The organism is Brachybacterium sp. AOP29-B2-41 (genome assembly GCF_052378395.1).
GTDB lineage: Bacteria > Actinomycetota > Actinomycetes > Actinomycetales > Dermabacteraceae > Brachybacterium.
This window is the reverse complement of record NZ_JBQSXR010000005.1, coordinates 110,539-135,974: the sequence shown is the minus strand read 5'-3', so window position 1 is coordinate 135,974 and position 25,436 is coordinate 110,539. Positions and strand designations below refer to the sequence as shown.

Here is a 25,436-nt window from a genome sequence, read left to right as displayed (position 1 = left end):
GGCAAGATCACCTTAGGGCTCGCCCGTGCGGGCCACGCAACGTCAAGGAGCAGCATGCCCATCTATGAGAACGTCTCCGAACTCGTCGGCCGCACACCGCTGGTGAAGCTGAACCGTCTGGGAGACGAGGTCAAAGCAGTCATTGTCGCCAAGCTCGAGTTCTACAACCCCGCCAGCTCGGTCAAGGACCGCATCGGTGTCGCCATGATCGACGCCGCGGAGAAGTCCGGCCAGCTGCAGCCCGGCGGCACCATCGTCGAGGCCACCAGCGGCAACACCGGCATCGCCCTGGCTATGATCGGCAGCTCGCGCGGCTACAAGGTCATCCTCACGATGCCCGAGTCGATGTCCAAGGAGCGGCGCATGCTGCTGCGCGCCTACGGAGCCGAGCTGATCCTCACCGAGGCGCCCAAGGGCATGAAGGGCGCGGTCGAGAAGGCCGAGGAGATCGCTGCCGAGACCGGCGCGGTCCAGGTCCGCCAGTTCGACAACCCCGCCAACGTCGAGGTCCACCGCCGCACCACCGCGGAGGAGATCTGGAACGACACCGACGGCACCGTCGACGCCGTGGTCGCCGGCATCGGCACCGGCGGCACCATCAGCGGCGTCGGCCAGGTGCTCAAGGAGCGCAAGCCCGAGGTGAAGATCTTCGCCGTCGAGCCCGAGGAGTCCGCGATCCTCAACGGCGGCCAGCCCGGCCCCCACAAGATCCAGGGCCTCGGCGCGAACTTCGTGCCCAGCATCCTGGACCGTGAGATCTACGACGAGGTCATCGACATCGACGCGGAGACCTCCATGGCCCGCGCCCGCTCCGTGGCCCGCACCGAGGGCCTGCTGGTGGGTATCTCCTCCGGTGCCGCCATCGAAGCGGCCGTCCGCGTCGGCTCCCGCGAGGAGTTCGCCGGGAAGACCATCGTCGTGGTGGTGCCCTCCTTCGGCGAGCGCTACCTCTCCACTCCGCTGTACGCCGAGCTCGCGGACTGAACGCGGACACGATCATGGCGAAGAGCCCGCTGGATCGGGTGATGAACGTCGTCGCGAGCGTCCGAGAGGACCTCGCGGCGGCGCATCGCCGTGACCCCGCCGCGACCGATGACCTGTCGATCATGCTGACCTCACCGGGGCTGCACGCGATCTGGACCCATCGGCTCGCGCATCGCCTCTGGGCCCGTGGTGCGAAACTGCCCGCGCTGGTCCTCTCCCAGGGGGCTCGCTCGCTGACCGGGGTGGAGATCCATCCCGGCGCGACGATCGGGCGCCGTTTCTTCATCGACCACGGGATGGGCGTGGTGGTGGGGGAGACCGCCGAAGTGGGTGACGACGTCATGCTCTACCACGGGGTCACCCTCGGAGGCCGGTCGATGGAGCGCGTCAAGCGCCACCCCACGGTCGGCAACGGTGTGACCATCGGTGCCGGCGCCCGGGTGCTCGGTCCGGTGGTCATCGGCGAGGCCGCCCAGATCGGGGCCAACGCGGTGGTCGTCAAGGACGTCCCCGCCCAGGCCACCGCCATCGGCATCCCGGCGACAGTACGCACCGGGGCCGCCCACCCCGAGGAGCAGATGGACCCCGCGATCTGGATCTGAGGCCCGATCTGCTCGGGCTCGGAACCTGTCAGCTCAGGTGCCTCGGATCAGATCCGGGTGCCTCAGATCAGATGCGGCGCGCCTCAGATCGGACCCGAGTTCCTCAGACGGAGAACGGGTCCAGGAAGGACGTCCCGCCCACCTGATGCCGGCGACGCTCCCAGTCCGGCAGCACCTCATGGGCGTCCTCGGCGAGGACATGGTCGAAGAGCGTGCTGGAGCCGACCGGCGGGTCGATGTCGATCAGCACCGTCGTCGCGCCGTGCGCCGCTGCCAGCGGTGCCAGCTGCGCGGAGGGGAACACGACCCCGCTGGTCCCGACGACGACGAACAGATCGGCGCGCTTCGCCAGCCGCATCGCGAGCTCGAGAGCGCCCTGCGGGAGCTGCTCGTCGAAGAGCACGACATCGGGCCGCGGCGGAGCCCCGCACTGAGGGCAGGTCGCGGGCACGCCGTGGTCCGTGGGTCGGGAGCCGTCCCCGGGCTTCAGCAGCGTCCTCCAGGTGCAGTGCTCGTTCAGGCACACTGCGCGCAGGGCGCTGCCGTGCAGCTCGGCGACCACCTCGCTGCCCGCAGCTTGATGCAGGCCGTCGATGTTCTGTGTGATCACCGGGGCACCCAGGCGGGCGATCGCTCGATGCCCGGGCGTGGGGCCGTGCTCGAGCGCGATCCGCGCCATCCGCCCCCACACCCGCCACAGCTGGGGCAGCGAGCCCGGGAGCAGCTCGGCGTGCATCGCCTGCTCAGTCTCGGGTTCGAGCGCCCAGAGGCCGTTCGGCCCCCGGAACGTGCCGAGCCCCGTGCGGGCGCTGATCCCGGAGCCGGTGAGGAAGACGATCTCCTGATGCTCAGGCCCGGGCGCGAAGCGGCCGGCTGCGCTCACCACTCCTCGTGCTCGCGGGAGTCCCAGGCGGCGTCCTCTCCCAGATCGAGGGTGGCCAGCAGGGTGCGGTCCTCGTCATCGAGCCGGATCGCGTCGAGGGTCGCGTTGGCCTGCTGACGCTCGGGATTCTGCGACTTGGGGATGACCACGATGTCCTGATCGATCGCCCAGCGCAGCGAGACCTGTGAGGGCTCGACACCATGCTTGGTCGCGACCTTCTGCAGCGCGAACTGCGCGGAGAGCCCGTCGCGGCCGCCCAGCGGCCCCCAGGCCTGGGTGACGATGCCGTGCTCGCGGTGGAAGGCGACCGCTTCCGTGCGGGCCAGGGCGGGGGAGAGCTGGATCTGATTCACCTCGGGAGTCACCCCGGTGGCGTCGATCAGCTCCTGCACCTGCTCCGGGCGGAAGTTCGAGACCCCGATGTGCAGGGCCTTCCCCTCCTCCTTCAGGTCGATCAGGGTGCGCCAGGTGTCCAGGGCCAGCCCGCGGGAGGGGTTCGGCCAATGGATGAGCACCAGCGCGGCACGCTCGAGACCCAGTCGGCGCAGCGAGCCGAGGTATCCCTCGCGGGCTGCCTCGCGGCCCTGGTCCCCGCCGGCGATCTTGGTGGTCACCAGCGCTTCGTCGGGGTCGACGCCGCTGTCCCGCAGCCCCTGCCCGACGGCGGCCTCGTTGCCGTACTGGGCCGCCGAATCGATGAGGCGGTATCCCGAGCGCAGCGCCGAGCCGATCGCGCGGGCACCCTCGACACCCTTCATGCTGGAGGTGCCGAACCCGATCAGCGGGAACGCGGTGCCGTCGGCGAGAGTCGTGGTGGGGATGGACAGCGCGGAAGCGGTCACAGGTTCCTCCTGAGGCAAGAGCAGATGCGGACCCCGCCAGCGTAGCCATCGCCAGGCGGGATGTGCACACCGGGTCGCCGGGAGAGGGTGGTGCGCACACCGCGGCAACCGGCCGGTGTGCCGTGCTCTGCTAACGTGCTCGCACCGCCGACAGGACGTGCGCTCACTGCAGAGGGCACTCAGGTGACGAACCGAGGAGTTCATATGGCAGTGTCAGCAGAGCTCCCGATCGGGGTGCACGACGAGATCTCGCCGCTGCGCCGCGTGATCGTGCACGAGCCGAGCGCCGAGCTCGAACGACTGACCCCCGACTCCCGCGAAGGGCTGCTGTTCGACGAGGTGCTCTGGCTCGACCGGGCCCGGGCCCAGCATCGGCAGTTCAGTGACCTGCTGCGCGGGGAGGGCGTCGAGGTGCTCGAGCTGACCCGACTGCTCACCGACCTGCTGGACGATCCCGCCCTGCGCCGGGAGCTGCTGCATCGCGCCCTGGACCCGGCGGTGCTCGGGGACATCGCCGTGCAGGACCTCCACGAAGCCCTCGCCGACCTCGCGCCCGGGCCGCTGATCGAGGTGCTCATCGGGGGCATCACCGTCGGCGAGCTCGACGCCCTCGGGGTGAGCCCCCGTTCGATCGCCCTGCACCGAGCGGGGAAGGAGCACCTGGTCCTGGACCCGCTGCCCAACCACATGTTCACCCGAGATTCCTCTGCCTGGATCGGGGACGTCGTCTCCGTCAGCCCGATGCGCCATCCCGCCAGGCGGCGCGAGAGCCTGCACCTGGAGCTGATCTACCGCCATCATCCGCAGTTCGCAGGCGCCGCCGCACCCCGGCGCATCGTCGGCCGGGACGGCGCCGGCGCAGCGACGGTCGAGGGAGGCGACGTGATGATGCTGTCGCCGCAGGTAGTCGCCGTCGGCATGTCCGAGCGCACCAGCGCGGTCGGCGTTGAACGGCTCGCGGCGGATCTGCTGGCCGACGGGTCGGTGGAACGGGTGGTCGCGGTCGCCCTGCCGCACCGCCGTTCGATGATGCATCTGGACACCGTCACGACCGTCGTGGACGAGGAGTCAATGCTGCGCTTCGGTTCGCTCGAGCCGCTGGAGACCTTCGAGATCGAGCGCCCGGGGGAGCGGCTGGTCTCGAGGGCCAGGCCGGCCGACGAGATGGACCAGGTGCTCGCGCGCGGACTCGGCGTCCCCTCGCTGCGGGTGCTCACCCCGCCGCTGGACGCCTACGCCGCCGCGCGTGAGCAATGGGACGACGGCTGCAACGTGCTGGCCCTCGCTCCGGGAAAGGTGGTCGCCTACGAGCGTGCCGCGGCCACCAACGAGTACCTTCGCGGCCAGGGGGTCGAGGTGCTCGAGTTCGCCGGGGACGAGCTGGGACGCGGGCGTGGCGGTCCGCGCTGCATGAGCTGCCCGGTCGCCCGCGACTGAGCCCGCAGCGCCGAGCCGGGAACCTCAGCGCCGAGCCGGGAACCGCAGCGCCGAGCCGGGAACCGCAGCGCCGAGCCGGGAACCGCAGCGCCGAGCCGGGAAGCTCAGCAGCGAGCCGGGAACCTCAGCGGCGCGTTGGGGGCGGCGGGTCGGCCGCGGTCTGCAAGGGCTGGGCGTACTCCGGCAGCGGCACGCTCAGCGCACGCTCGAGAAGCAGCTGCTGGGCACCGAACTCCTCGAGCCCCTTGCGCACGGTGAAGCCGAGCTTGCGCAGCAGCTCCACGCTGCGCTTGTTGCGGGTCTGGCTGATGGCGATGACGTGTTCGTCCTCGAGCTCCTGGCGGGCCCAGTCCAGCAGGGCGATGCAGGACTCCGCCGCGAAGCCCTGACCCGTCCACTCCGGCAGCAGCGCATAGGAGATCTCGAGCTCGCCGCGGTCGTAACCGAGCGAGATCGATCCGATCATGGTGTCGTCCTCGGCGAGCGCGAGCGCCCAGCGTCCCCAGGTCAGCCCCAGTGGTGACAGCTCCAATGCCTGTCGCGAGGCGTAGTCGACCGCTCCGCCGAGGTACTCCCGGGTGACGGGATCGGTCATCAGGCGGATCAGCGCTGCGCGATCAGCGTCGCCTGGTGGCCGGATCACCAGCCGTGGGCTGTGGATCCGTACCGGCCACTCTGTCGTGCCTTCCGTTGTCACGCACCCCACGGTACTAGGTACTCGGGACAGGTCGAGGGTCGTTGGGCCCCTGGCCCGAACTCGTGCCGGACCCATGGACCGATCCACGAACCGATCCACGAATCGATCCACGGACCGATCCACGGCCCGCTCTCAGGCTGAATCTCGCGCCGGATCCGCGGCCCGATGCCCGGCGACTGAAGTGCCTGCACCTGCGTCGCGGTGGCCGCGCGGGCGGTATGGTGAGCCTGCGACACAGCGACGTGGCGCACTGGTCGGTGCGGCATGTGCTGTGCCCGGCAGATTCGGTGCCGCCCGTGCCGCGAGAGTGCCGCGTGAGGCAGATCAGGACGCAGACGGTGGGAGCGCAAGCCTCCCCGGGACGAGTAAGGAGCACCATGGCTGAGCAGGACCTGCGCAGCACCGCCCTCGAGGCGGTCCACGAGTCGCTCGGTGCGACGTTCACGGATTTCGCGGGCTGGCGCATGCCGGTCCGGTACGACTCGGACCTTGCCGAGCACAAGGCCGTGCGGGAGAGCGCCGGTCTCTTCGACCTCAGCCATATGGGCGAGATCCATCTGCGCGGGCCCCAGGCCGCTGAGGCCCTGGACCATGCGCTCGCCGGGAAGATGTCGGCGATGTCGGTGGGGCGCGCGAAGTATTCGCTGCTGCTGACCGAAGACGGCGGTGTGATCGACGACGTCATCACCTACCGCTTCTCCGACGAGCACTTCCTGGTGGTCGCCAACGCCTCCAACGCCGAGGTCGACGCCGCCGAGCTGCTCGCCCGGGCGGAGGGCTTCGACGTCGAGGTCGACGACGCCTCCTCCCGGACCTCGCTGATCGCCGTCCAGGGCCCCCAGAGCGAGCAGATCCTGCTGGATGCGCTGCTCGGCGCGGACAGCGGGGTTGAGGGACTCTCGGCCGAGGACCTCACCGAGATGAAGAACTATCGCTTCGCCGAAGCCACCTATCGCGGGGAGTCGATGCTGATCGCCCGCACCGGATACACCGGCGAGGACGGCTTCGAGCTCTACATCCCGAACGACCAGGCCGCGGAGCTGTGGAAGCTGCTCACCGCCGTCGGCGGGGACCGCCTCACCCCCTGTGGCCTCGCCTGCCGCGACACCCTGCGCCTCGAGGCCGGGATGCCGCTGTACGGCAACGAGCTCGGCCGGGACCTGTACCCCGCGCAGTCGGGCATGGCGCGCGTCGTCGCCCTGAAGTCGAAGGAGGACTTCGTCGGCCGCGCGGGGATCGAGGCGGCGGATCTGACCGACCGTCCGGTCCTGGTGGGCCTGGTCGCGGAGGGCCGCCGTGCCGCACGCGCCGGCGCGCAGGTGCGCGACGCGGAGGGACGAGACGTCGGGGCGATCACCTCCGGTGCGCTGTCCCCGACCCTCGGCCACCCCATCGCGATGGGCTTCGTGCGCACCAGCGTCGCCGAGGCTGGCACCGAGCTGATCGTCGATGTCCGCGGCAAGGACCTTCCGGTCCGTGTCGTCGAGATGCCCTTCTACCGTCGCGACTGAGCTGCGACTGAACAGCGACTGGTCTTCCGCCGGGACCGACCTTCCGCCGGGACCGATCTCATGCCGGGCCGACCTCCCGCCGGCCCTGCTGCTCTTGAACCCACCCGAGTTTCCCCCCAACCCCTCTCCGGAAGGACTGATCCCATGTCCGCAGAACTCCTCTACAGCAAGGACCACGAGTGGGTCCGCGTCGAGTCCGATGGCGTGGCCGTCATCGGCGTGACCGACTACGCCGCCGAGCAGCTCGGCGACGTGGTCTACGTCGACCTGCCCGAGGTGGACGGCGAGATCACCGCCGGCACCGAGATGGGCGAGATCGAATCGACCAAATCCGTCTCTGACCTGTTCTCCCCGATCAGCGGCACGGTCACCGAGATCAACGACGCCGTCGTGGACACGCCCGAGCTGGTCAACTCCTCGCCCTTCGACGAGGGCTGGCTGATCAAGGCCAGCTACGAGGCGCTGCCCGACGATCTGCTGAGCGCCGAGGACTACAAGGCATTCACCGAGGCCTGAGCGTCGCGGAGGCGGCGGCCGCTGGGCAGCCGCCTCCTGCCGGTGCCGCGCACCGCTGCGCGGACGGCTCCATCCATCCAGAACCGCACGCAACATCCAGGGGCACTCCTTCATGACCGCATCGCCTGCGCATGCTCACGACTCCTTCGTCCGCCGCCACGTCGGCACCGATCCCGACGCGCAGCGTCACATGCTCGAGGTCCTGGGCTATGAGTCCCTCGACGAGATGCTGACCGCTGCGGTGCCGAGCACGATCCTGCTGGACCAGTCCGAGGGCCCCCGGAGCGTCAGCTCCGTGGTCCCCGCCGGCGTCACCGAGCCCGCCGCACTGGTCGAGCTGCAGGCTCTCGCCGACCGCAACACGGTCCACCGCTCGCTGATCGGGCTGGGCTACTACGACACCCACACCCCCGCCGTGATCCAGCGCAACGTGCTGGAGAACCCTGCCTGGTACACCGCCTACACCCCGTACCAGCCCGAGATCTCACAGGGCCGCCTCGAGGCGCTGCTGACCTTCCAGACCATGATCTGCGATCTGACCGGGATGGACCTCTCCAACGCCTCCACCCTCGATGAGGCGACCTCCGCCGCCGAGGCGATGCTGCTCGCCCGCCGCCACGTCAAGCGCAACGGCAACGTCTTCCTGGTCGACGCCGACACCCTCCCCGCCACCAAGGCGGTGCTCCAGGGCCGTGCCGACGGGCTCGGCATCGAGCTGCGCGAGGTCGACTTCGCCCGCGAAGGAGCCCCCGAGGGCGAGTACTTCGGCGCCTTCCTCCAGTACCCGGGCGCCTCCGGCCGGGTATGGGACCCCCGCGACGTCATCGCCGAGGTGAAGTCCACCAAGGCGATCGCGATCGTCTCCGCCGATCTGCTGGCCCTGACCATGCTCGCCTCCCCGGGCTCGCTCGGGGCGGACGTCACCGTCGGCACCTCCCAGCGCTTCGGCATCCCGCTCGGCTTCGGCGGCCCGCACGCCGGTTTCGTCGCCGTGCGCAAGGGCCTCGAGCGCCAGCTGCCGGGACGCCTCGTGGGCGTCTCGAAGGACGCCGACGGCAACCCCGCCTACCGGCTCTCCCTGCAGACCCGCGAGCAGCACATCCGCCGCGAGAAGGCCACCAGCGCGATCACCACCGCGCAGGTGCTGCTGGCCGTGATGGCCGCAATGTATGCCGTCTATCACGGCCCCGAGGGACTGACCCGCATCGGCCGCACCGTCGCCGACCGCACCGCAGTCCTCGCGGACCTGCTGCGCCGCAGCGGCTTCGAGCTCGTCGGAGACAGCTTCTTCGACACCCTCGAGGTACGGGCCACCGGTATCGCGGGCGCTGTGGCGGAGTCCCTGAAGGACGCCGGCTTCCTCGTGCACACCGTGGGCGATGACCTCGTGCACCTCTCGCTCGACGAGACCACCACCGTCGCGGACCTCGAGGCGATCGCCGCCGCCTTCGCCCCCCATGCACCGACCCCCGGTCAGGAGCTCGCCGAGGTCGACTCCGGCAACGGCTGGGACGGCCTGGTGCGCGAGGACCCCTTCCTCCAGCACCCGGTGTTCTCCTCCTTCCGCTCCGAGACCGCGATGATGCGCTACCTGCGCCGCCTCGCGGACCGTGACTTCGCCCTGGACCGGGGGATGATTCCGCTGGGCTCGTGCACCATGAAGCTCAACGCCGCCACCGAGATGGCCGGCATCACCTGGGCGGGCTTCAACGCCCTGCACCCCTTCGCTCCCCGCGAGGACGTGACCGGCTACCTCGAGCTGATCACCCAGCTGGAGACCTGGCTCGCGGACCTCACCGGCTACGACACCGTCTCCCTGCAGCCCAACGCCGGCTCGCAGGGCGAGTTCGCGGGCCTGCTCGCGATCCGTGCCTACCACGCCTCGCGCGGCGAGAGCAGCCGTGAGGTGTGCCTGGTGCCGAGCTCCGCGCACGGCACCAACGCCGCCTCCGCCGTCATCGCCGGTCTGCGCGTGGTGGTCGTCGCCTCCGATGCCCGCGGCAACATCGATCTCGATGACCTCAAGCAGAAGATCAAGGATCACGGCGACGAGCTCGCCGCGATCATGATCACCTACCCCTCCACCCACGGTGTCTACGAGGAGGAGGTGCGCACCGTCTGCGAGCTGGTCCACGACGCCGGCGGTCAGGTCTACGTCGACGGCGCGAACCTCAACGCCCTGCTGCAGGTGGCGCGCCCCGGCGAGTTCGGCGGGGACGTCTCCCACCTGAACCTGCACAAGACCTTCTGCATCCCTCACGGCGGCGGCGGCCCCGGGGTCGGGCCGGTCGCGGCGAAGGCGCACCTGGCGCCCTTCCTGCCCGGCCATCCCGCCATGCAGCAGATCGAGCACCCGGTGGTCGGTCAGGGCGAGCAGCCCCATGGCGGTGCCCCGGTCTCCCAGGCGCCCTACGGGTCCCCCTCGATCCTGCCGATCACCTGGACCTATATCCGGCTGATGGGCCCGGACGGGCTGCGCCACGCGACGGCCTCGGCGGTGCTTGCGGCGAACTACATGGCGCGCCGCCTCTCCGAGTCCTACGAGATCCTCTACACCGGGGAGAACGGTCTGGTGGCCCACGAGTGCATCGTGGACCTGCGCCCGTTCACCGCTCGCACCGGGATCTCCGTGGACGACGTCGCCAAGCGGCTCATCGACTACGGCTTCCATGCTCCGACCATGTCCTTCCCCGTGGCGGGCACGCTGATGGTGGAGCCGACGGAGTCCGAGGACCTCGCCGAGATCGACCGCTTCGTCGACGCGATGCTGATGATCGCGAAGGAGGCCGAGGAGGTCCTGGCCGGTACCTGGCCCGCCGAGGACAACCCGTTGGTCAACGCCCCGCACACCGCGGCGTCGGTCGTCACGGGGGAGTGGACCCACCCGTACTCCCGCGAGGTCGCCGTCTACCCCGGCAGCTGGACCGCGCTCGAGGACGACTCCGTCCACGACAGCGCCCAGATGCGGATCCAGTCGAAGTACTGGCCGCCGGTGCGCCGCGTCGAGCAGGCCTACGGCGACCGCAACCTGGTCCCGACCTGGCCGCGTGACTGAGCCGGGCCCGGCCTGGCTGCGTGACTGAGCCCGGGCCGGACCGCCCGGTGGGCCCCGCCGATATGAACAGCTGTGACGCCCCGGTTTCCGACCGGGGCGTCATTGCTCCTAGGCTCTGTGCATGACCGAGATCCTCACCACCCATGCCGGCTCCCTCCCTCGCAGCCCCGAGCTGATCGCGGCCAATGCGCAACGCCCCGTCGGCGCCGACGGACTGACCCCCGAACCCACCGCCGAGTTCCGCGAGGTGCTGCGCCAGGCTGTGGTGGACGTGGTGGCGAAGCAGCGCGAGATCGGCATCGCGATCCCCAACGACGGCGAGTACGGGCACCTGATGGGCTCGGCCGTGAACTACGGCTCCTGGTGGTCGTACATCTTCGACCGCGTCAGCGGTCTGGAGCTGACCGGCAGCGACCACTTCTCCGCCGAACCGGTCCGCTCGAGCCCGGGCGACGTGCGCCTGACCACCTTCCCCGATCGTCGCGACTGGACCACCTTCGCCGAGGCATACCAGGATCCGAGCTCCGGCATCACCGTCGGCGCGCAGACCACGTTCCCCGCGGCCACCGGCCCGGTCTCGTTCTCCGACGTCGGCCGCGAGCTCGTCGACCAGGACGCCAGGAACATCCGGGCGGCGCTCAAGGCCGCTGGGTACGAGCACGGCTTCCTCAACTCCCTCTCGCCGGGCTCCGGCAGCCGCATCGTCGATGATCACTACGGCGACGAGGACGCCTTCCTCGACGCCTGGGTCGACGTGATGCGCCCCGAATACGAGGCGATCGCCGCCGCCGGACTCACCGTGCAGGTCGACGACCCGTCGATCGCCGAGAACTGGGACCAGATCAACCCCGAGCCGAGCGTCGAGGACTACCTCACCTTCACCCGCAAGCGAGTCGACGCGGTGAACCGCGCCCTGGTGAACGTGCCCACCGAGCAGACCCGTTTCCATCTCTGCTGGGGCTCCTGGCACGGCCCGCACACCACCGACATCGAGTTCCGCCACATCGCCCCGCTGCTGCTGGAGATCGACGCGAAGTACTACAGCTTCGAGGCGGCGAACGTGCGCCATGAGCACGAGTGGACCGTGTGGCAGGACCTCGAGCTGCCCGCCGACAAGGTGCTCGTGCCCGGCATCGTCTCGCACGCCACCAACGTGGTCGAGCACCCCGAACTGGTCGCGCAGCGTCTCGAGCGCTTCGCGAAGATCGTCGGCCCCGAGCGCGTGATCGGCTCGACCGACTGCGGTCTCGGCGGGCGCATCCACCCGCAGATCGCCTGGGCGAAGCTCGAGTCGCTGGTGGAGGGCGCGAAGCTCGCCTCGCAGCGTCTCTGACCCGGATCGCGCCAGCGGTCGCACCCGGCCCCATCTGGCGGCCGCCCCCTGCCCCCGTCGGGCGGCTGCCCTCTGCACGATCGGGCGGCGGCCGCCCGCATGATCAGGCCGCGGCCGCTGCTCCACCGGGCGGCGGCCACTGTTCCACCGGGCTTTCGGCCGCAGACGTGGACCAAGTGTTCATGCGGACCAAGTGTTCATCCAGATGTCACGCGTCCATCGCGCGGAGGACCAGCACCAGGAGCATCATCGATGGCGTGAGGATTCTCTTCGTCTCCGAATCATTCCTTCCGCACATGAACGGGGTCACGGGCTCCGTGCTCCGCGTCGTGGACCACTTCGCCGCCACGGGTGACGATCTCGGGATCATCGCCCCTCAGTGGCCGGGAGCGGACAAGCACCTGCGCACCGCCTGCGGTCGACGGGTGAGGGTGCGCCGCGTCGCCTCGGCCCCGATGCCCGGCTATTCGGAGGTGCGGATCGCCGCCACCAGTGCCGCTGCGCTGCGGCGGCGGATCGACGAGTTCCAGCCCGATGTCATCCACCTCGCTTCACCGATGATCCTCGGCGGCCGGGCCGTGGTCGCCGCCCAGAAGGCAGGCGTGCCCACCGTCGCCGTCTATCAGACCGACATCCCCGGATACACCGCCCGGTACGGGATGCCGTTCCTGGAGAACGCCACCTGGCAGCTGCTGCGCGACGTCCACAACCGCGCGACCGTGAACCTCGCCCCCTCGACCGCGACCCGGGACCAGCTCCTCCAGCACGGCATCGAACGGGTGGACCTCTGGCGGCGCGGCGTGGACACCACCCTGTTCTCGCCGGAGCTGAGCAGCCCGTCGCTGCGGGCGAGATATGCACGGCCGGACGAGAAGCTCGTGATCTACGTGGGCCGGCTCGCGGCCGAGAAGCAGGTCCAGGATCTCAAGGTCATCCATGACATGCCCGGCGTGCGACTGCTGATCGTGGGGGAGGGGCCCGAGGGGGAGTCGCTGCGCCGGCTCATGCCCCGGGCGCGCTTCGCCGGATTCCGCACCGGCACCGACCTCGCCGCCCACCTCGCCAGCGCCGACCTGTTCATCCACCCCGGTGAGCTCGAGACCTTCGGCCAGACCCTCCAGGAGGCCATGGCCTCCGGCCTGCCGGTGATCGCCCCGCGGCGCGGAGGGCCGGTGGACCTCGTCGCCCCCAGCCGCACCGGCTGGCTCTATTCCCCGGGCATGCTCGACGAGCTGAGAGAGCACGCGAGCGATCTGCTCTTCGACGATGCGAAACGCCAGGCCTTCGGCCGAGCGGCCGAGGAGTCCGTGCGCAAGCGGACCTGGCCGGTGCTCGCCGAGCAGCTGCGCGGCTACTACCTGCAGGCGATCGAGCAGCACCGACAGGTCGACGCCCTGCTCTGATCCCGGCTTCCCTCGGCTCCGTCCCGTCCCCCGTCACAAACCTGCTGTCACATTCCGCCACATAGTTCGCCCGCGATGCCGCCGGCGCGATGAACTGGGTCCAGTCGTCGACCGACGGCCCGGAACATCGCTCCTCTGCGGAAGGGACAACATCATGGCGCAGCGCACTCGTCGCCCGCTCATCGGCGTGACCGCGGGGACCCGCACGATGATGTCCGGCGCCTGGGCGGGCCATGATGCCGTGGCGGTCAACGAGCAGTACGTGCGTGCCCTGCGGGAAGCCGGTGCGCGACCCGTGATCATCGCCCCGCAGGACGAATGGAGCGACGAAGAGATCGCCGAGCTGGACGGCCTCGTGCTCACCGGCGGCACCGATCTCGATCCCACCGCCTGGGGCGAGGAGTCGCTCGCCACCGACATGACCCCAGACCCGGAGCGGGACGCCTTCGAGACGGCGCTGTACCGTGCCGCCCGACGCAATGACGTGCCGGTGCTCGGGATCTGCCGTGGCCTGCAGGTCATCGTCATCGCCGAGGGCGGGGAGCTCCACCGTCACCTGCCGACGGACCTGCCCGCCCATCCCACGACAGGTCTCGAGCCCACCCGCGTCGAGGCGCAGCTCGATGCGGCCAGCGACCTCGCCCTCGCGCTCGGCACCCGCGCCGAGGTCACTGCCTTCCACCACCAGGGGATCCGCACCGTCCGCGGCGATCTGCGGATCGTGGCCCGCCACGACAGCGGCCTGGCCCTCGCGGTCGAAGCGGAGCACGGATCGAGCGTGCTCGGCGTGCAGTGGCACCCCGAGATCGACGGCGAGGCGGGGCGCAGCATCTTCGAGAGCCTGCTCACGGCGATCCGCCACCGCGACACGGCCACGGTCACACCCTCCCTGGTCTAAGATGGGCAACGGTCGTCCGAGCCCCGTGCCGGACGCAGAGATCGGTGACACAGAGGAAGAGGCAGCATGAGCAACCAGCATGTCGCGGACGCGACCGATGCGCAGACGCATCAGGACGAGAACGTGACCTCGAAGGGCAACAACATCGTCCTATCGGTGGTGCTCTTCATCGTGCTCTTCGGGCTGTTCGCCGCCGGGCTCTACATGATGTCGATGATGCCGATGACCGAGCCCTCGGTCGGCCTCTTCGTCGGCGGCCTCGCGCTGTGCATGGTCGCGCTGTACGGCACCTTCGATCTGGTGCCGCGCTTCCTCTCCTGAGCTCCCCTGAAATTCCTCGTGCCCGGCGCCTCACGGCGGCCGGGCACGAGTCATTTCTGGCGGGAATCGCCGGCAGGGATGCTGTTCGAGGCGCGCCGCTCAGGCTATGGGGTGCGTCGTCTCCAGTCGCACGATCGATTCCAACGCCACCACGATCATGTCCTCGAAGGTCTCCTGACGTTCCTGCGCGCTCGTCTCCTCCCCGGTGAGGAGGTGATCCGAGACGGTGCAGAGAGCGAGCGCGCGGCGAGAGAACTGCGCGGCGAGGGTGTACAGAGCAGCAGCCTCCATCTCCACCCCGAGCACCCCGTATCCCGCCAGGATGCGGGTGGTCTCCGGATCAGGTGAGTAGAACTGGTCGGCGGAGTAGAGTCCGCCGGCGACCAGCGGCAGCATGCGGTCCTCGGCGATCTCGGCCGCAATCCGGGCCAGCGTGAAATCCGCGGCCGGAGCGAAGGAGACATACCGGAAGCGCGGCACGTTCATCGCGGAATCCGTCGAGGCGGCCACGCCCAGGATCACGTCCCTCACGTTCACCGCCCCCGAGAGCGCGCCGCAGGTGCCGACTCGGATGATGGTCTGCACGTCGTAGTCGTCGAAGAGCTCCTGGGCATAGATCGCCATCGACGGCTGGCCCATGCCGGAACCCTGCGCGGAGACCCGGATCCCGCGGTAGGTGCCGGTGAAGCCCAGCATCCCCCGCACGTCGTTGTACTGGACGGGATCCTCGAGGAAGGTCTCGGCGATCCAGCGGGCGCGATAAGGATCCCCGGGCATCAGGACGTACGGGGCGATCTGGCCGGGGGAGGCACCGATGTGTGTCGACATGTTGCCAGCGTACGGCGCGGGTACGGCCCGGTGACGGAACGCAGAGCGGAACGCAGAGAAGGGCACGGTATGCCGGAAGCGGTGACCTGATCGCCACCCGTGGTGTGTTCCGGCGCGGTATGGCGCAGAATAGATGACCGTGAACGCTCACGATCCTCTGCTCGCCGCCTCTGCGCGCCCCGCCGTGCCGGCGTCGGTGCGACGAGCCCGCTGGGCCGTCTCCCTGATCTTCTTCCTCAACGGCGCTTCCTTCTGCGCGATCCTGCCCCGGTACCCGGAACTGGTGGAATCGATCGGGCTGAGCAACACCGCCTTCGGCCTCGCCATCGGCATCGGCCCTCTCGGTGGATTGCTGGCTGGCCTGTTCGCCGCCCGCCTGATGTCCCGCTTCGGCTCCGCCCGGGTGAGCGTGGTGCTGCAGGTGCTCGCATCTGTCTCGCATCTGGCGGTCTACGTCTCCGGGTCCTGGCTCTGGCTGACCTGCTCGCTGCTGCTGGCGACAGCAGCCGATGCGATCACGGACATCGCGATGAACGCCCATGGCATGCGGGTCGAGCGGCGCTATCGCCGCTCGATCATGAACAGCTACCACGGCTGGTGGTCGCTCGGAGCGGTGGTCGGCGGCCTGCTCGGCGCCGCCTGCGCACAGCTCGGCCTGCCGCTGTGGATCCAGGGAATCATCGGCATGATCGTGTTCGGCCTCCTCGCTGCCGCCTCGCTGCGCTTCATGCTGCCGGGCCCGGACAGCACCGAGCGCACGCCGGTCGCCTCCCCGTCGGCGTCCTCCGCCACAGAGGTTCCCGATGCGGCACCGACCGGCTTCCGCCTGGCCGGGATGAGCTTGCGAGCGCTCGGCCTGGTGACTGCACTGGGCATGGTCCTGGTGTTCGCGGGCTCCACCGAAGACGCCGGCAGCACCTGGGGTGCTCTGTTCATGCAGGACACGTTCGCGGCCACGCCCTTCCTGGCAGGTATGGCGTTCGTGGCCCTGCAGGGGGCGCAGACGATCGGCCGCTTCACCGGCGATGCCGTGGTGGACCGCCTGGGGGACCGGACGACCGCGCGGCTCGGTGGTGTGATCGCCATGGTGGGGATGAGCTTCGCCCTGCTGCTGCCCTCGCCGGTGACCGCGGTGATCGGCTTCGCCGCAGCAGGGTGGGGCGTGGCGACCCTCTTCCCCGCTGCCTATCGCGCTGCGGATGACCTTCCCGGGGTGCCCCATGGAGTCGGGATCACCGTGGTCGGCTGGTTCGCCCGCCTGGGATTCTTCCTCACCCCGCCATTGATCGGGGTGCTCGCCGACGCGATGACCCTGCGCTATGCCCTGTGGATGGTCCCGCTCTACGCCGTCGGGATCCTGCTGTTCTCCAGGGTGCTCAGCACTCGGAGCGTGAAGGCGGGTCACTGACGCTGATCGGCAGGGCAGGGCAGGGCGGGGCAGGGCAGACTAGAGCGCCGAGCCGGGCCCTCGGGACGCACGCGCACCCGGGACGCCCACATCGGGGCACGCGCGCCGGGCCGCACCCGCAGCCCCGCCGCGCCCGCCCTCGGTCAGAAGCGGCTGCTGTCCCCGGCACCTTCGCGGGCGATCACCAGGTCTCCGCCCGAGAGATCCACGACCGTGGTCGGCTCGATCCCGACCTCCCCGGAGTCGATGATCGCGTCCACCTGCTCGCCGAGAAGATCCTGGACCACCCAGGCCTCAGAGGGCGGATCCTCCTGCCCAGGCAGCAGCAGCGTCGAGGAGGCGATCGGCTCGCCGAGCGCCTCCACCAGCGCATGGGCCACGCGATGGTCCGGGATCCGCACCCCGACCGTGTGCTTCTTCGGATGGGCGAGCCTGCGCGGCACTTCTTTCGTGGCGGGGAGGATGAAGGTGTAGGCCCCCGGGGTCGCGTTCTTGACCAGCCGGAAGACCGGGTTCGAGACCAGCACGAACTGACCCAGCTGCGCGAAGTCTGCGCAGACCAGCGTGAAGTGATGATCCTTCCCCACCTGTCGGATCCGTCGGATCCGATCGAGCGCCTCGACATTGCCGAGGGTGCAGCCCAGGGCGTAGCAGGAATCGGTGGGATAGGCGATCAAGCCGCCTTCCTGCAGCACCGAGACCGCCTGCTCTATGAGCCGGGGCTGAGGATCCTCGGGATGGATGTCGAGATACTTCGCGGAGCGACGTGACCTGGCCATGCCCGATGGTACGCCGGGGCCTGACCGCACGTCGATCACGCTCGCAACCTTGTCGATCTGCCTCGCAGCGTTGTCGACCAGGCTCGCAGTCCTGTCGATCCGCTTCGCAGCCCGTCGAACAGGGCCGGGCACCGGCTGGGGCCGGTCGGCGCCGTGATTCAGGCGACGACGACGAACTCACGGCCGATCCATTTGGTGCGCCGCAGCCGCACCACGGCGTTCACGGGCAACGGTCCCTTGATATGGGGGTAACCGCGACCTTTGCCGTCCACATCCGCTTCGATGTCCACCGCGATGCCGGCGGCCTCCACTCGAGCCACGTCGATCTCCAGGATCACGAGATCCGAGGGACGATCCGGATAGACCCGCTTGGCGACCTTCGAGACCTGCTCCGGCCAGGACGCGTGCAGGAACCCTTCCTCGGCCAGGTCGCGGCCGCGGGTCGCGCGGGTGTAGGAGCCTGACCGAACGGCTGCCTCCCAGGTGGGCAGTTCGGTGATGTGCCAGATCAGGGGCGGAGGCATGACCGGCAGTGTACCGTGACCGGCATGGATGAGACCTCCGCCGGACCTGGCGCGGTGCGCCTGGTCCACGATGATGACCGTGACCGTTATGAGGCACTCGACGGCGATGAGCTGGTCGCTGTCCTCGCCTATGGCGACGAGGATCTGCCACCGGGTGCCGGAGACGGCCTCGGGGTACAGGTGCGGGATCTCCGTTCGACCGTCGTCGCTCCCGAGCGCTCGGGTCAGGGCATCGGCTCCGCGATCGTGCGCTACGCCCTGGACGATATCCGCGGCCAAGGGCTGAATATCCGCCCCACGTGCTGGTTCGTCAAGGGATGGATCGACCGCCACCCCGACTATGCCGACCTGCTGGAGAACCCGGCCCCCGTTCGCGACCAGGAGGGCCGATGACATACCGGATCCTGACCGTTTGCACGGGCAACATCTGTCGCTCGCCGATGGCCGAGTACGCCCTGCGCGAGGCCCTGGACCAGGCCGGCCTCGGCGACCGCGCCGAGGTCGCCTCCGTGGGCACCACCGGGTGGGAGGTGGGAAATCCGATCGATCCGCGGGCCGGCGACCTGCTGCGCCGTCATGGCATCGATGCGGTCAGCCATCGCGCACGCCAGCTTGATGAGCAGGAGCTGCACCGCGCCGACCTCGTGCTCGCTCTCGACCATGACCATGTCGGGCCGCTCCAGCGCGTGCTCGGTCGCGAGCAGGCCGACAGGACGGTCCGGATGGTGCGGGACTTCGCGCCGGCTCCGGTCGAGGACACGGGCATCCGTGACCCCTGGTACGGCGACGAGAGCGACTTCGAGATCACCTGGGAGCAGATCGACGAGGCGCTGGGCGGCATCATCGACCATGTCAGCGCCCAGCTCGATGCCGGCGCGCGCTCGGTCGACTCTCGGGAGCAGCGATGAATGCCGCGGAGCCGCGCGGCGCGCTCGAGACGGCCGCCGCCCTGCGCAGCGGAGAGCTCGACGTCCTCGAGCTCGCCGAACGGACTCTCGAGGCGGCCCGCGGCGTCGGTGCCGAGACCGGCGCGTTCGCCCACCTGCTCGAGGACCTCACCCGGGAACAGGCTCGGACCGTCTCCGAGCGGCTCGCCGACGCGCGTCGCAGCGGTCGAGAAGCGGACCTCGCCGCTCAGCTGCCGCTGCTCGGGGTGCCGCTGCCGATCAAGGACCTGACCCAGGTCGCCGGCGCCCCCTTCGAGGCCGGCAGCGCCGCCCTCGCGGGCAACATCGCGACCGTGACCGACGGCGTGGCACAGAAGATCCTCGATGCCGGCACCCTCACCATCGGCAAGACCACGACGCCGGAGTTCGGCATGCCCTGCTACACCGAGCCGGCGACCGGCGCGCCCGCCCGGACCCCCTGGGATCTGCGCCGCACCGCCGGCGGTTCGAGCGGGGGAGCGGCCGCTGCGGTCGCCTCCGGCGTGGTGCCCCTCGCGCATGGCTCCGACGGCGGGGGATCCGTCCGGATCCCTGCGGCGTGCTGCGGCATCGTGGGCGTGAAGCCCTCCCGCGGCGTGGTCTCACCCGGGCCGTACGGCAGCGAAGGGATGGGCCTGGGCACCGACGGTGTGCTCGCGCGCAGCGTGCGGGATGCGGCCGCCGGGCTGGACCTCATCGCCGGGCCGCGCACGGGAGACTTCACCCCCTCGCGCGCCTCAGAACGCTCCTACCTCGCCCGCCTCGAGGAGGACTCCCAGGCTCTGGCCCCGCTGCGGATCGCCGTGCTGCGGGAGCCGCTGGCCGCGGAGACCGAGGTGCATCCGGCCGCTCTGCGGGGACTCGAGCGTGCCCTCGAGGTCCTGCACGGGCTCGGCCATGAGACCGTCGAGATCCGAGCCCCATTCACCCCTGAGGACTGGAAGTCCTTCATGCCGCTGTGGTCCGTCGGGGCGGCGTCGATTCCCTTGACCTCTGCGCAGGAGGGGAAGCTGCTCGAGCTGACCCGCTGGCTGCGCGAACGCGGCCGCAGCTACAGCGGCGTGGATCTGGCGCTGGCGTTCTCCGGGGTCCAGTCGCTCTCCCGGCGCACTCTGGAGGAGTTCGCTCCGTTCGATCTGGTCATCACCCCCACTCTGGCCGCACCCCCCGCCTTCCCTGCAGAGCTCCAGCTCTCCGACGGCGAGGCGGACTTCTTCGCCCAGTGCGCGTTCACCCCGTGGACCAGCACCTGGAACATGCTCGGCACCGCCGCCGTCTCGGTCCCGATCCATCGGGAGATGATCGACGGCGGAGAGCTGCCCTTCGGCGTGCAGCTGGCAGCCACTCGGCCGGGCGACGAGCCGCTCCTGCTCGCGGTCGCCGCGCAGCTCGAGGCTCACGACCCGTGGCCGCTGGTGCGCGTGCCGCAGCACGCATGAGCACTCCCACGGAAGGGGCTGGGTCGCTGGAAGGAGCCGGGCCGCAGACCGTCCGACTCGACGTCTGGCTGTGGAGCGCCCGCCTGATGCCCACCCGTTCGGCGGCGACCGCGGCGTGCCGCGGCGGTCATGTGCGGCGCAACGGTGAACCGGCCAAGGCGGCCCAGAAGATCGTGGTCGGGGATGAGCTGAGGGTGCGCTCCCCGGGGCGTGAGCGGGTCGTAGTCATCACCCGGATCCTCACCAAGCGGGTGGGTGCCCCGATCGCTCGCACCGCCTATGAGGACCACAGCCCGGAGCCGCCGCCGCAGCTCGCTGCCGCCCCGCCCCGGAGGGAGCGCGGTACCGGCAGGCCCACCAAACGGGAGCGTCGACAGTTCGACCGGTTGCGAGGACGTGACTCCACAGGCGGCGACGACGAGCACGACCCCCGGCACTGAAAGCTCCGTACCTGAGATCCGGTCGTGAGGCCCGGTCCTGAGCCCCAGTGAGCACGCGGCTTGAGCACAGGGCTTCCGCATGACGAGGGCCCCGCGTCGATGACGCGGGGCCCTGGTGGCTCCCGTCCGGTGCGCGAGCGCCCGGTTCAGATCAGCGTGCGGAGGAGAGCAGCTCGTGGCGGTTGGAGGTCAGCCGGCTGAGCAGGTTCCGCTCGATCTCGACGACCTTGGGATTCGCGCCGTCGGCGAGCAGCCGCTGACGGATCGAAGCGAGGTCGGCGCTCTCCCGGATGAACCGCTTCATCACCGGTTTGGCACCGATCTGCTCCGCCCAGCGCTTGCCCTCGCGCCGTCCCTTCCAGGTCGCGAGCATGTCGACTTCCTCGTGGGTGAGCCAGCCCTGGTTGGCGTAGTCACCCAGACGGACTCGGGTCAGCCTGGATTCATCCCAGATCAACGCCACGATCGTGATCAGCCATATCAGTGAGAGCAGCGCCTTGGCGCCGTACATCAGCAGCAGGATCGGGATCCCGCCGCCGAGACCGGCGAAGAAGTTCCATGCCGCATGGATCAGCATCCCGGGGATCAGCGCGGGGATGAACACCAGGAAGCCCATGATGGTGCCCCACTTGCGCGCCACGAAGCCGACGATGATGCCCGTGAGCGAGGTGTAGATCGCGTGGCCGAAGATGTTCATCACCCCGCGCAGGATGAACATGAACAGCACGCCCCCGGCGCCCATGCTCTCCAGCCCGCGGGTGTAGTAGATGATGTTCTCGGTGAAGGCGAAGCCGCCGCCGATCAGGGCGCCGTAGATCAGGCCGTCCAGCGGCCCGTTGAAGTAGCGGCGTGCGAGCACCATCAGCAGCAGCAGTCCGAGGCCCTTGGTGGTCTCCTCGACCAGCGGCGCGCTGATCACCGGGCCAGCAAAGGCCACCGCTGCTTCGCTGCCGGTGACCAGGAAGACCAGCAGCGAGTTCAGCGTGTTCAGGATGTAGCTGAGACCGGCGGCGATCGCTGCTCCCCAGAACACCGCGATGATCAGCAGGGGCAGCGGCTGGGGATCCCAGCGGTCCGCCAGGAACATGATCCCCGCGATGACGAGCAGGGAGATCCCTGCGAGGAAGGCCGTGACCGGCCACCAGATCGGGCTCGAGCTCGCAGTCATCACGAACTCGAGGAAGAACCAGCCCAGGACCACCAGCACGAAGAAGCCGAGCACCACCAGCGCGAGCCACACCATGATGCTCACAGCCGGCAGCCGGGTGGCGTTCTGCGCGACCTCCTGCACCCGACGGGTCTGGGTGGACCAGGCCGACTGCGGCTGGGCCTGGTCGGGTCGTTGGATCTGCGCAGGAGCGAAACGGGCAGCGGTGAGGCCCGACGCCGGCCGCACCGAAGTGTCATAGGCGCGCGGGTTGCCGTAGTCGATATAGCGCGGCTGCGACTGGAACGACGGAGATCCGGGCGCGGAGTTCGTGGCACCGGGGCGCGGGCGCCCGTTGGGCATGTACTGGCCGCCAGGCTGCTGGTAGGGGGGCTGGGACATGAGGGCCTCTGTTTTCGCGGCAGGGGTGTCAGGTATCGCTGTGCGGCTCGTGGTCGACGTCGGTTCCCCTGGACGGACGAGTCACGGTGCCAGTGCGATGCTACAGGTGTGTGATCCCATTCTCGCGGAGAGGCCCGGGGCTGTGGAAGGCTGTTGTGGATGACGACTGGCGGATGCCCGGAGGGTCCTCCGTCCGAAGTTCCTTGAGTGACGAAAGTTCTTAGAGTTGAGCGGAATAGACTCAACTTGGTTGACGTTGATCTGATCGAACGCCTCATACGACCGACGCGCCCAGGAGAGGAGCATCGTGGAATTCCAGTTCACCACCCGCTCGCAGGAAGCTGTCACCGCGGCTGCGGAGAAGGCTGTCGAGCTCGGCAACCCGCAGATCAGCTCGATGCACCTGTTGTGGGCCCTGGCCGACCAGGACAACGGCATCGGCCGTGCCGCCCTGGACGCAGCCGGCGCCGATCCGCTCGAGGTGGTCCGGCGCGCCGCGCAGGCGATCGACTCGCTGCCGCGAACCAGCGGAGGCTCTTCGCCCACCTTCGTCGGCACCGGATTCGATGCGCTCGAGGCGGCCCGGCGCGAGGCGGACACCGCCCGCCGCACCTACCTGTCCACCGAGCATCTGATGATCGGCATCGCTCTCGGCAAGGACGCCGCCGCGCGGCTGCTCGCCGCCGCCGGAGCGACCCCTCAAGCACTTCGCGATGCCGTCACCCAGCTGACCCCAGGAGATGATCGAATGAACCAGATGGATTCGCAGAACCCCGAGGGCACCTTCAAGAGCCTCGAGAAGTTCGGGGTGGACCTCACCGAGCTCGCCCGCGAGGGTCGGCTGGATCCGGTGATCGGCCGAGACACCGAGATCCGCCGCGTCGTGCAGGTGCTCTCGCGCCGCACCAAGAACAACCCGGTGCTGATCGGCGAGCCCGGCGTCGGCAAAACCGCCGTGGTCGAGGGTCTGGCCCAGCGCATCGTCGCGGGCGATGTCCCTGACTCCCTGCGCGGGAAGCGGCTGGTCTCGCTGGACCTCTCCTCGATGGTCGCGGGGTCGAAGTACCGCGGTGAGTTCGAGGAGCGCATGAAGGCGGTCCTGGACGAGATCCGCACCAGCAACGGTCAGATCGTCACCTTCATCGACGAGCTCCATACGGTGGTCGGCGCGGGCGGCTCCGGCGACGGCTCGATGGATGCCGGCAACATGCTCAAGCCGATGCTGGCCCGCGGCGAGCTGCGGATGGTCGGGGCGACCACCCTGGACGAGTACCGCGAGAACATCGAGAAGGACCCCGCGCTCGAGCGGCGCTTCCAGCAGGTGTTCGTGGGGGAGCCGAGCGTCGAGGACACCGTGACGATCCTGCGCGGGCTCAAGGACAAGTACGAGGCGCACCACAAGGTCACCATCACCGACTCTGCCCTGGTGGCCGCAGCGACCCTCTCCTCGCGCTACATCTCGGGCCGGCAGCTGCCGGACAAGGCCATCGACCTGGTCGACGAGGCCGCCTCCCGCCAGCGGATGGAGCTGGACTCCTCCCCGGAGGAGCTGGACATCCTGCGCCGTCAGGTGGACCGGCTGAAGATGGAGGAGCTCGCGCTCTCCGGCAGCGAGGATCCCGGAAGCATCGCCAGGCTCGAATCCGTGCGCTCCCAGCTCGCCGACCGCACCGAGCAGATGGAGGAGCTCTCGGCACGCTGGGAGCGGGAGAAGGCCGGTCTGAACCTGGTCGGCGACCTCAAGGCACAGCTCGAGCAGCTGCGCATGCAGGCCGATCGGGCTCAGCGCGAAGGCGACCTCACCGCTGCCTCGAAGATCCTCTACGGCGACATCCCGGCGCTCAAGGATCAGCTGCGTGAGGCAGAGGAGCAGGAGGCAGGCATCGCCGGCGAGCAGGAACGGCCGATGGTCGCCGACCACGTGAGCCCCGATGACATCGCCGATGTCGTCTCCGCCTGGACCGGAATCCCTGCCGGTCGCCTGTTGCAGGGCGAGACCGAGAAGCTCCTGCAGATGGAGGAGATCATCGGTCAGCGGCTGATCGGACAGGCCCGTGCCGTCGGCGAGGTCTCGGATGCGGTGCGCCGAGCGCGCGCCGGCATCTCCGACCCTGACCGTCCCACCGGCTCCTTCCTCTTCCTGGGGCCCACGGGGGTGGGCAAGACCGAGCTCGCCAAGACGCTCGCGGAGTTCCTCTTCGATGATGAGCGGGCGATGATCCGCATCGACATGTCGGAGTACTCCGAGAAGCACACCGTGGCGCGGCTGATGGGTGCCCCTCCGGGCTATGTCGGCTACGACGAGGGCGGCCAGCTCACCGAGGCCGTGCGCCGCAGGCCGTACTCGGTGGTGCTGCTCGATGAGATCGAGAAGGCCCACCCCGATGTGTTCGACGTGCTGCTGCAGGTTCTCGACGACGGCCGGCTCACCGACGGCCAGGGACGGACCGTGGACTTCCGCTCCACGATCATGATCCTCACCTCGAACCTGGGCGCCCATGCGCTCCAGGACCAGCTGCTCGACGAGAAGGAGAAGCACGAACGGGTGATGCAGGTGGTGCGGGCCTCCTTCAAGCCGGAGTTCCTCAACCGCCTGGACGACATCGTCATGTTCGACGCCCTGGATCGCGAGCAGCTCACCAGCATCGTCACCCTGCAGATCCAGGAGGTCGCCGCACGGCTGCGGGACCGTCGCATCTCCCTCGAGGTGGACGAGGCCGCAACCCGCTGGCTCGCTGCGGAGGGCTTCGACCCGATGTACGGGGCGCGACCCCTCAAGCGCCTGGTGCAGAAGGAGATCGGCGACGGGCTGGCCCGGCTGATCCTGAAGGGCGAGGTGCACGACGGTCAGCGTGTAGAGGTCGGCGTGCGTGAGGATGAAGCCGGGTTGGATCTTGCTATTGCCGAAGATCTCACGGCCGAAGTCAGCGGCTCCGAGGTGAATGCGAGCGGGGCTTCAGCCGCAGGGGGTTGATCGGATAGTCGCCTGGGCGGTGTCATTCTGTACAAAGATGACACCGCCCAATGGCGTCCGGCAGAATTCACGGGGCGCAACCGACTT

23 protein-coding genes are annotated in these 25,436 nt (G+C 69.5%); 16 read left to right on the top strand and 7 right to left on the bottom strand.

All coding sequences use genetic code 11. The features are described 5' to 3' along the window. Positions 1 to 54: 54 nt before the first annotated feature. Complete coding sequence (gene cysK, locus ACT3T9_RS06880) at positions 55 to 984, top strand: cysteine synthase A (RefSeq protein ID WP_441444352.1); 930 nt, start codon at positions 55 to 57, stop codon at positions 982 to 984. A gap of 14 nt (positions 985 to 998) precedes the next feature. Continuing rightward, complete coding sequence (epsC, locus tag ACT3T9_RS06875; protein ID WP_441444353.1) at positions 999 to 1,586, top strand: serine O-acetyltransferase EpsC; 588 nt, start codon at positions 999 to 1,001, stop codon at positions 1,584 to 1,586. Positions 1,587 to 1,689: 103 nt separating this feature from the next. Here the strand turns inward: epsC and ACT3T9_RS06870 are convergent, their stop codons facing one another. Together ACT3T9_RS06870 and ACT3T9_RS06865 are read right to left on the bottom strand one after the other, a co-directional pair. Further along, positions 1,690 to 2,469 carry an SIR2 family NAD-dependent protein deacylase gene (locus tag ACT3T9_RS06870; protein ID WP_441444354.1) on the bottom strand — a complete coding sequence of 260 codons (780 nt, stop codon included), beginning with the start codon at positions 2,467 to 2,469 and terminating at the stop codon, positions 1,690 to 1,692. Next, the gene (locus tag ACT3T9_RS06865; RefSeq protein WP_444606187.1) at positions 2,466 to 3,311 is read right to left on the bottom strand and encodes an aldo/keto reductase; all 846 of its coding nucleotides are present in this window, start codon (positions 3,309 to 3,311) and stop codon (positions 2,466 to 2,468) included. Before ACT3T9_RS06865 ends, ACT3T9_RS06870 begins: the two co-directional genes overlap by 4 nt. A gap of 204 nt (positions 3,312 to 3,515) precedes the next feature. Here ACT3T9_RS06865 and ACT3T9_RS06860 point away from each other — a divergent pair, with 204 nt between their 5' ends. After that, on the top strand, positions 3,516 to 4,748 hold the full coding sequence (locus ACT3T9_RS06860; protein ID WP_444606186.1) for an arginine deiminase: 1,233 nt from the start codon (positions 3,516 to 3,518) through the stop codon (positions 4,746 to 4,748). Positions 4,749 to 4,872: 124 nt separating this feature from the next. On the opposite strand, the gene ACT3T9_RS06855 is transcribed toward ACT3T9_RS06860, so the two are convergent. Then, positions 4,873 to 5,391, bottom strand: a complete 519-nt coding sequence (locus ACT3T9_RS06855) for a GNAT family N-acetyltransferase (protein WP_444599633.1) — start codon at positions 5,389 to 5,391, stop codon at positions 4,873 to 4,875. 431 nt (positions 5,392 to 5,822) lie between these two features. Between ACT3T9_RS06855 and gcvT the strand changes: the two genes are divergently transcribed. From gcvT to ACT3T9_RS06820, 7 genes are all read left to right on the top strand, one after another. Continuing rightward, on the top strand, positions 5,823 to 6,956 hold the full coding sequence (gcvT, locus tag ACT3T9_RS06850) for a glycine cleavage system aminomethyltransferase GcvT (RefSeq protein ID WP_444599626.1): 1,134 nt from the start codon (positions 5,823 to 5,825) through the stop codon (positions 6,954 to 6,956). 144 nt (positions 6,957 to 7,100) lie between these two features. Next, on the top strand, positions 7,101 to 7,472 hold the full coding sequence (gcvH, locus tag ACT3T9_RS06845; protein WP_441444359.1) for a glycine cleavage system protein GcvH: 372 nt from the start codon (positions 7,101 to 7,103) through the stop codon (positions 7,470 to 7,472). Between the two features lie 112 nt (positions 7,473 to 7,584). Then, on the top strand, positions 7,585 to 10,527 hold the full coding sequence (gcvP, locus tag ACT3T9_RS06840) for an aminomethyl-transferring glycine dehydrogenase (protein ID WP_441444360.1): 2,943 nt from the start codon (positions 7,585 to 7,587) through the stop codon (positions 10,525 to 10,527). A gap of 121 nt (positions 10,528 to 10,648) precedes the next feature. Next, positions 10,649 to 11,860, top strand: a complete 1,212-nt coding sequence (locus tag ACT3T9_RS06835) for a cobalamin-independent methionine synthase II family protein (protein ID WP_441444361.1) — start codon at positions 10,649 to 10,651, stop codon at positions 11,858 to 11,860. Positions 11,861 to 12,117: 257 nt separating this feature from the next. Continuing rightward, positions 12,118 to 13,263, top strand: coding sequence for a glycosyltransferase family 4 protein (locus ACT3T9_RS06830; RefSeq protein WP_441444362.1), 1,146 nt, complete (start codon positions 12,118 to 12,120; stop codon positions 13,261 to 13,263). 154 nt (positions 13,264 to 13,417) lie between these two features. Beyond that, a complete protein-coding gene (locus tag ACT3T9_RS06825) occupies positions 13,418 to 14,161 on the top strand; it encodes a gamma-glutamyl-gamma-aminobutyrate hydrolase family protein (protein WP_444606185.1) in 744 nt (247 codons plus the stop codon). A 66-nt stretch (positions 14,162 to 14,227) separates the two neighbouring features. Next, positions 14,228 to 14,482, top strand: a complete 255-nt coding sequence (locus ACT3T9_RS06820) for a hypothetical protein (protein ID WP_441444364.1) — start codon at positions 14,228 to 14,230, stop codon at positions 14,480 to 14,482. A 99-nt stretch (positions 14,483 to 14,581) separates the two neighbouring features. Here ACT3T9_RS06820 and deoD read toward each other — a convergent pair whose 3' ends face one another. Beyond that, positions 14,582 to 15,310, bottom strand: coding sequence for a purine-nucleoside phosphorylase (gene deoD / locus ACT3T9_RS06815; protein ID WP_441444365.1), 729 nt, complete (start codon positions 15,308 to 15,310; stop codon positions 14,582 to 14,584). A gap of 139 nt (positions 15,311 to 15,449) precedes the next feature. Between deoD and ACT3T9_RS06810 the strand changes: the two genes are divergently transcribed. Continuing rightward, positions 15,450 to 16,718 carry an MFS transporter gene (locus ACT3T9_RS06810; RefSeq protein WP_442331737.1) on the top strand — a complete coding sequence of 423 codons (1,269 nt, stop codon included), beginning with the start codon at positions 15,450 to 15,452 and terminating at the stop codon, positions 16,716 to 16,718. 143 nt (positions 16,719 to 16,861) lie between these two features. Here ACT3T9_RS06810 and ACT3T9_RS06805 read toward each other — a convergent pair whose 3' ends face one another. Further along, positions 16,862 to 17,497, bottom strand: a complete 636-nt coding sequence (locus ACT3T9_RS06805) for an L-threonylcarbamoyladenylate synthase (RefSeq protein WP_441444367.1) — start codon at positions 17,495 to 17,497, stop codon at positions 16,862 to 16,864. 158 nt (positions 17,498 to 17,655) lie between these two features. Beyond that, the gene (locus ACT3T9_RS06800; protein ID WP_441444368.1) at positions 17,656 to 18,021 is read right to left on the bottom strand and encodes a DUF952 domain-containing protein; all 366 of its coding nucleotides are present in this window, start codon (positions 18,019 to 18,021) and stop codon (positions 17,656 to 17,658) included. Between the two features lie 24 nt (positions 18,022 to 18,045). Here ACT3T9_RS06800 and ACT3T9_RS06795 point away from each other — a divergent pair, with 24 nt between their 5' ends. The 4 genes from ACT3T9_RS06795 to ACT3T9_RS06780 are packed head-to-tail and all read left to right on the top strand — an operon-like array spanning position 18,046 to position 20,826. Continuing rightward, positions 18,046 to 18,414, top strand: a complete 369-nt coding sequence (locus ACT3T9_RS06795) for a GNAT family N-acetyltransferase (RefSeq protein WP_441444369.1) — start codon at positions 18,046 to 18,048, stop codon at positions 18,412 to 18,414. Then, a complete protein-coding gene (locus ACT3T9_RS06790) occupies positions 18,411 to 18,929 on the top strand; it encodes a low molecular weight protein-tyrosine-phosphatase (protein WP_441444370.1) in 519 nt (172 codons plus the stop codon). Before ACT3T9_RS06795 ends, ACT3T9_RS06790 begins: the two co-directional genes overlap by 4 nt. Next, positions 18,926 to 20,386 (top strand): amidase, encoded by a 1,461-nt coding sequence (locus ACT3T9_RS06785; RefSeq protein ID WP_441444371.1) that lies wholly within the window; start codon positions 18,926 to 18,928, stop codon positions 20,384 to 20,386. The genes ACT3T9_RS06790 and ACT3T9_RS06785 overlap by 4 nt, the downstream gene beginning before the upstream one ends. Beyond that, on the top strand, positions 20,383 to 20,826 hold the full coding sequence (locus tag ACT3T9_RS06780; RefSeq protein WP_444606184.1) for an RNA-binding S4 domain-containing protein: 444 nt from the start codon (positions 20,383 to 20,385) through the stop codon (positions 20,824 to 20,826). The genes ACT3T9_RS06785 and ACT3T9_RS06780 overlap by 4 nt, the downstream gene beginning before the upstream one ends. 151 nt (positions 20,827 to 20,977) lie before the next feature. Here ACT3T9_RS06780 and ACT3T9_RS06775 read toward each other — a convergent pair whose 3' ends face one another. Beyond that, positions 20,978 to 22,375 (bottom strand): PrsW family intramembrane metalloprotease, encoded by a 1,398-nt coding sequence (locus tag ACT3T9_RS06775; protein ID WP_441444373.1) that lies wholly within the window; start codon positions 22,373 to 22,375, stop codon positions 20,978 to 20,980. 307 nt (positions 22,376 to 22,682) lie between these two features. On the opposite strand from ACT3T9_RS06775, the gene ACT3T9_RS06770 reads away from it, so the two are divergent. Then, a complete protein-coding gene (locus ACT3T9_RS06770; protein ID WP_444606183.1) occupies positions 22,683 to 25,349 on the top strand; it encodes an ATP-dependent Clp protease ATP-binding subunit in 2,667 nt (888 codons plus the stop codon). The last annotated feature ends 87 nt before the right edge of the window (positions 25,350 to 25,436 follow it).

Bases quoted from the DNA above. Each gene is read 5' to 3' on its own strand.
- ACT3T9_RS06860 (WP_444606186.1), top strand. From the start codon at position 3,516: ATGGCAGTGTCAGCAGAGCTCCCGATCGGGGTGCACGACGAGATCTCG.
- ACT3T9_RS06805 (WP_441444367.1), bottom strand. From the start codon at position 17,497: ATGGCCAGGTCACGTCGCTCCGCGAAGTATCTCGACATCCATCCCGAG.
- cysK (WP_441444352.1), top strand. From the start codon at position 55: ATGCCCATCTATGAGAACGTCTCCGAACTCGTCGGCCGCACACCGCTG.
- ACT3T9_RS06795 (WP_441444369.1), top strand. From the start codon at position 18,046: ATGGATGAGACCTCCGCCGGACCTGGCGCGGTGCGCCTGGTCCACGAT.
- ACT3T9_RS06825 (WP_444606185.1), top strand. From the start codon at position 13,418: ATGGCGCAGCGCACTCGTCGCCCGCTCATCGGCGTGACCGCGGGGACC.
- ACT3T9_RS06835 (WP_441444361.1), top strand. From the start codon at position 10,649: ATGACCGAGATCCTCACCACCCATGCCGGCTCCCTCCCTCGCAGCCCC.
- gcvT (WP_444599626.1), top strand. From the start codon at position 5,823: ATGGCTGAGCAGGACCTGCGCAGCACCGCCCTCGAGGCGGTCCACGAG.
- ACT3T9_RS06800 (WP_441444368.1), bottom strand. From the start codon at position 18,021: ATGCCTCCGCCCCTGATCTGGCACATCACCGAACTGCCCACCTGGGAG.
- gcvP (WP_441444360.1), top strand. From the start codon at position 7,585: ATGACCGCATCGCCTGCGCATGCTCACGACTCCTTCGTCCGCCGCCAC.
- epsC (WP_441444353.1), top strand. From the start codon at position 999: ATGGCGAAGAGCCCGCTGGATCGGGTGATGAACGTCGTCGCGAGCGTC.
- ACT3T9_RS06780 (WP_444606184.1), top strand. From the start codon at position 20,383: ATGAGCACTCCCACGGAAGGGGCTGGGTCGCTGGAAGGAGCCGGGCCG.
- ACT3T9_RS06785 (WP_441444371.1), top strand. From the start codon at position 18,926: ATGAATGCCGCGGAGCCGCGCGGCGCGCTCGAGACGGCCGCCGCCCTG.
- ACT3T9_RS06790 (WP_441444370.1), top strand. From the start codon at position 18,411: ATGACATACCGGATCCTGACCGTTTGCACGGGCAACATCTGTCGCTCG.
- ACT3T9_RS06775 (WP_441444373.1), bottom strand. From the start codon at position 22,375: ATGTCCCAGCCCCCCTACCAGCAGCCTGGCGGCCAGTACATGCCCAAC.
- ACT3T9_RS06820 (WP_441444364.1), top strand. From the start codon at position 14,228: ATGAGCAACCAGCATGTCGCGGACGCGACCGATGCGCAGACGCATCAG.
- gcvH (WP_441444359.1), top strand. From the start codon at position 7,101: ATGTCCGCAGAACTCCTCTACAGCAAGGACCACGAGTGGGTCCGCGTC.
- deoD (WP_441444365.1), bottom strand. From the start codon at position 15,310: ATGTCGACACACATCGGTGCCTCCCCCGGCCAGATCGCCCCGTACGTC.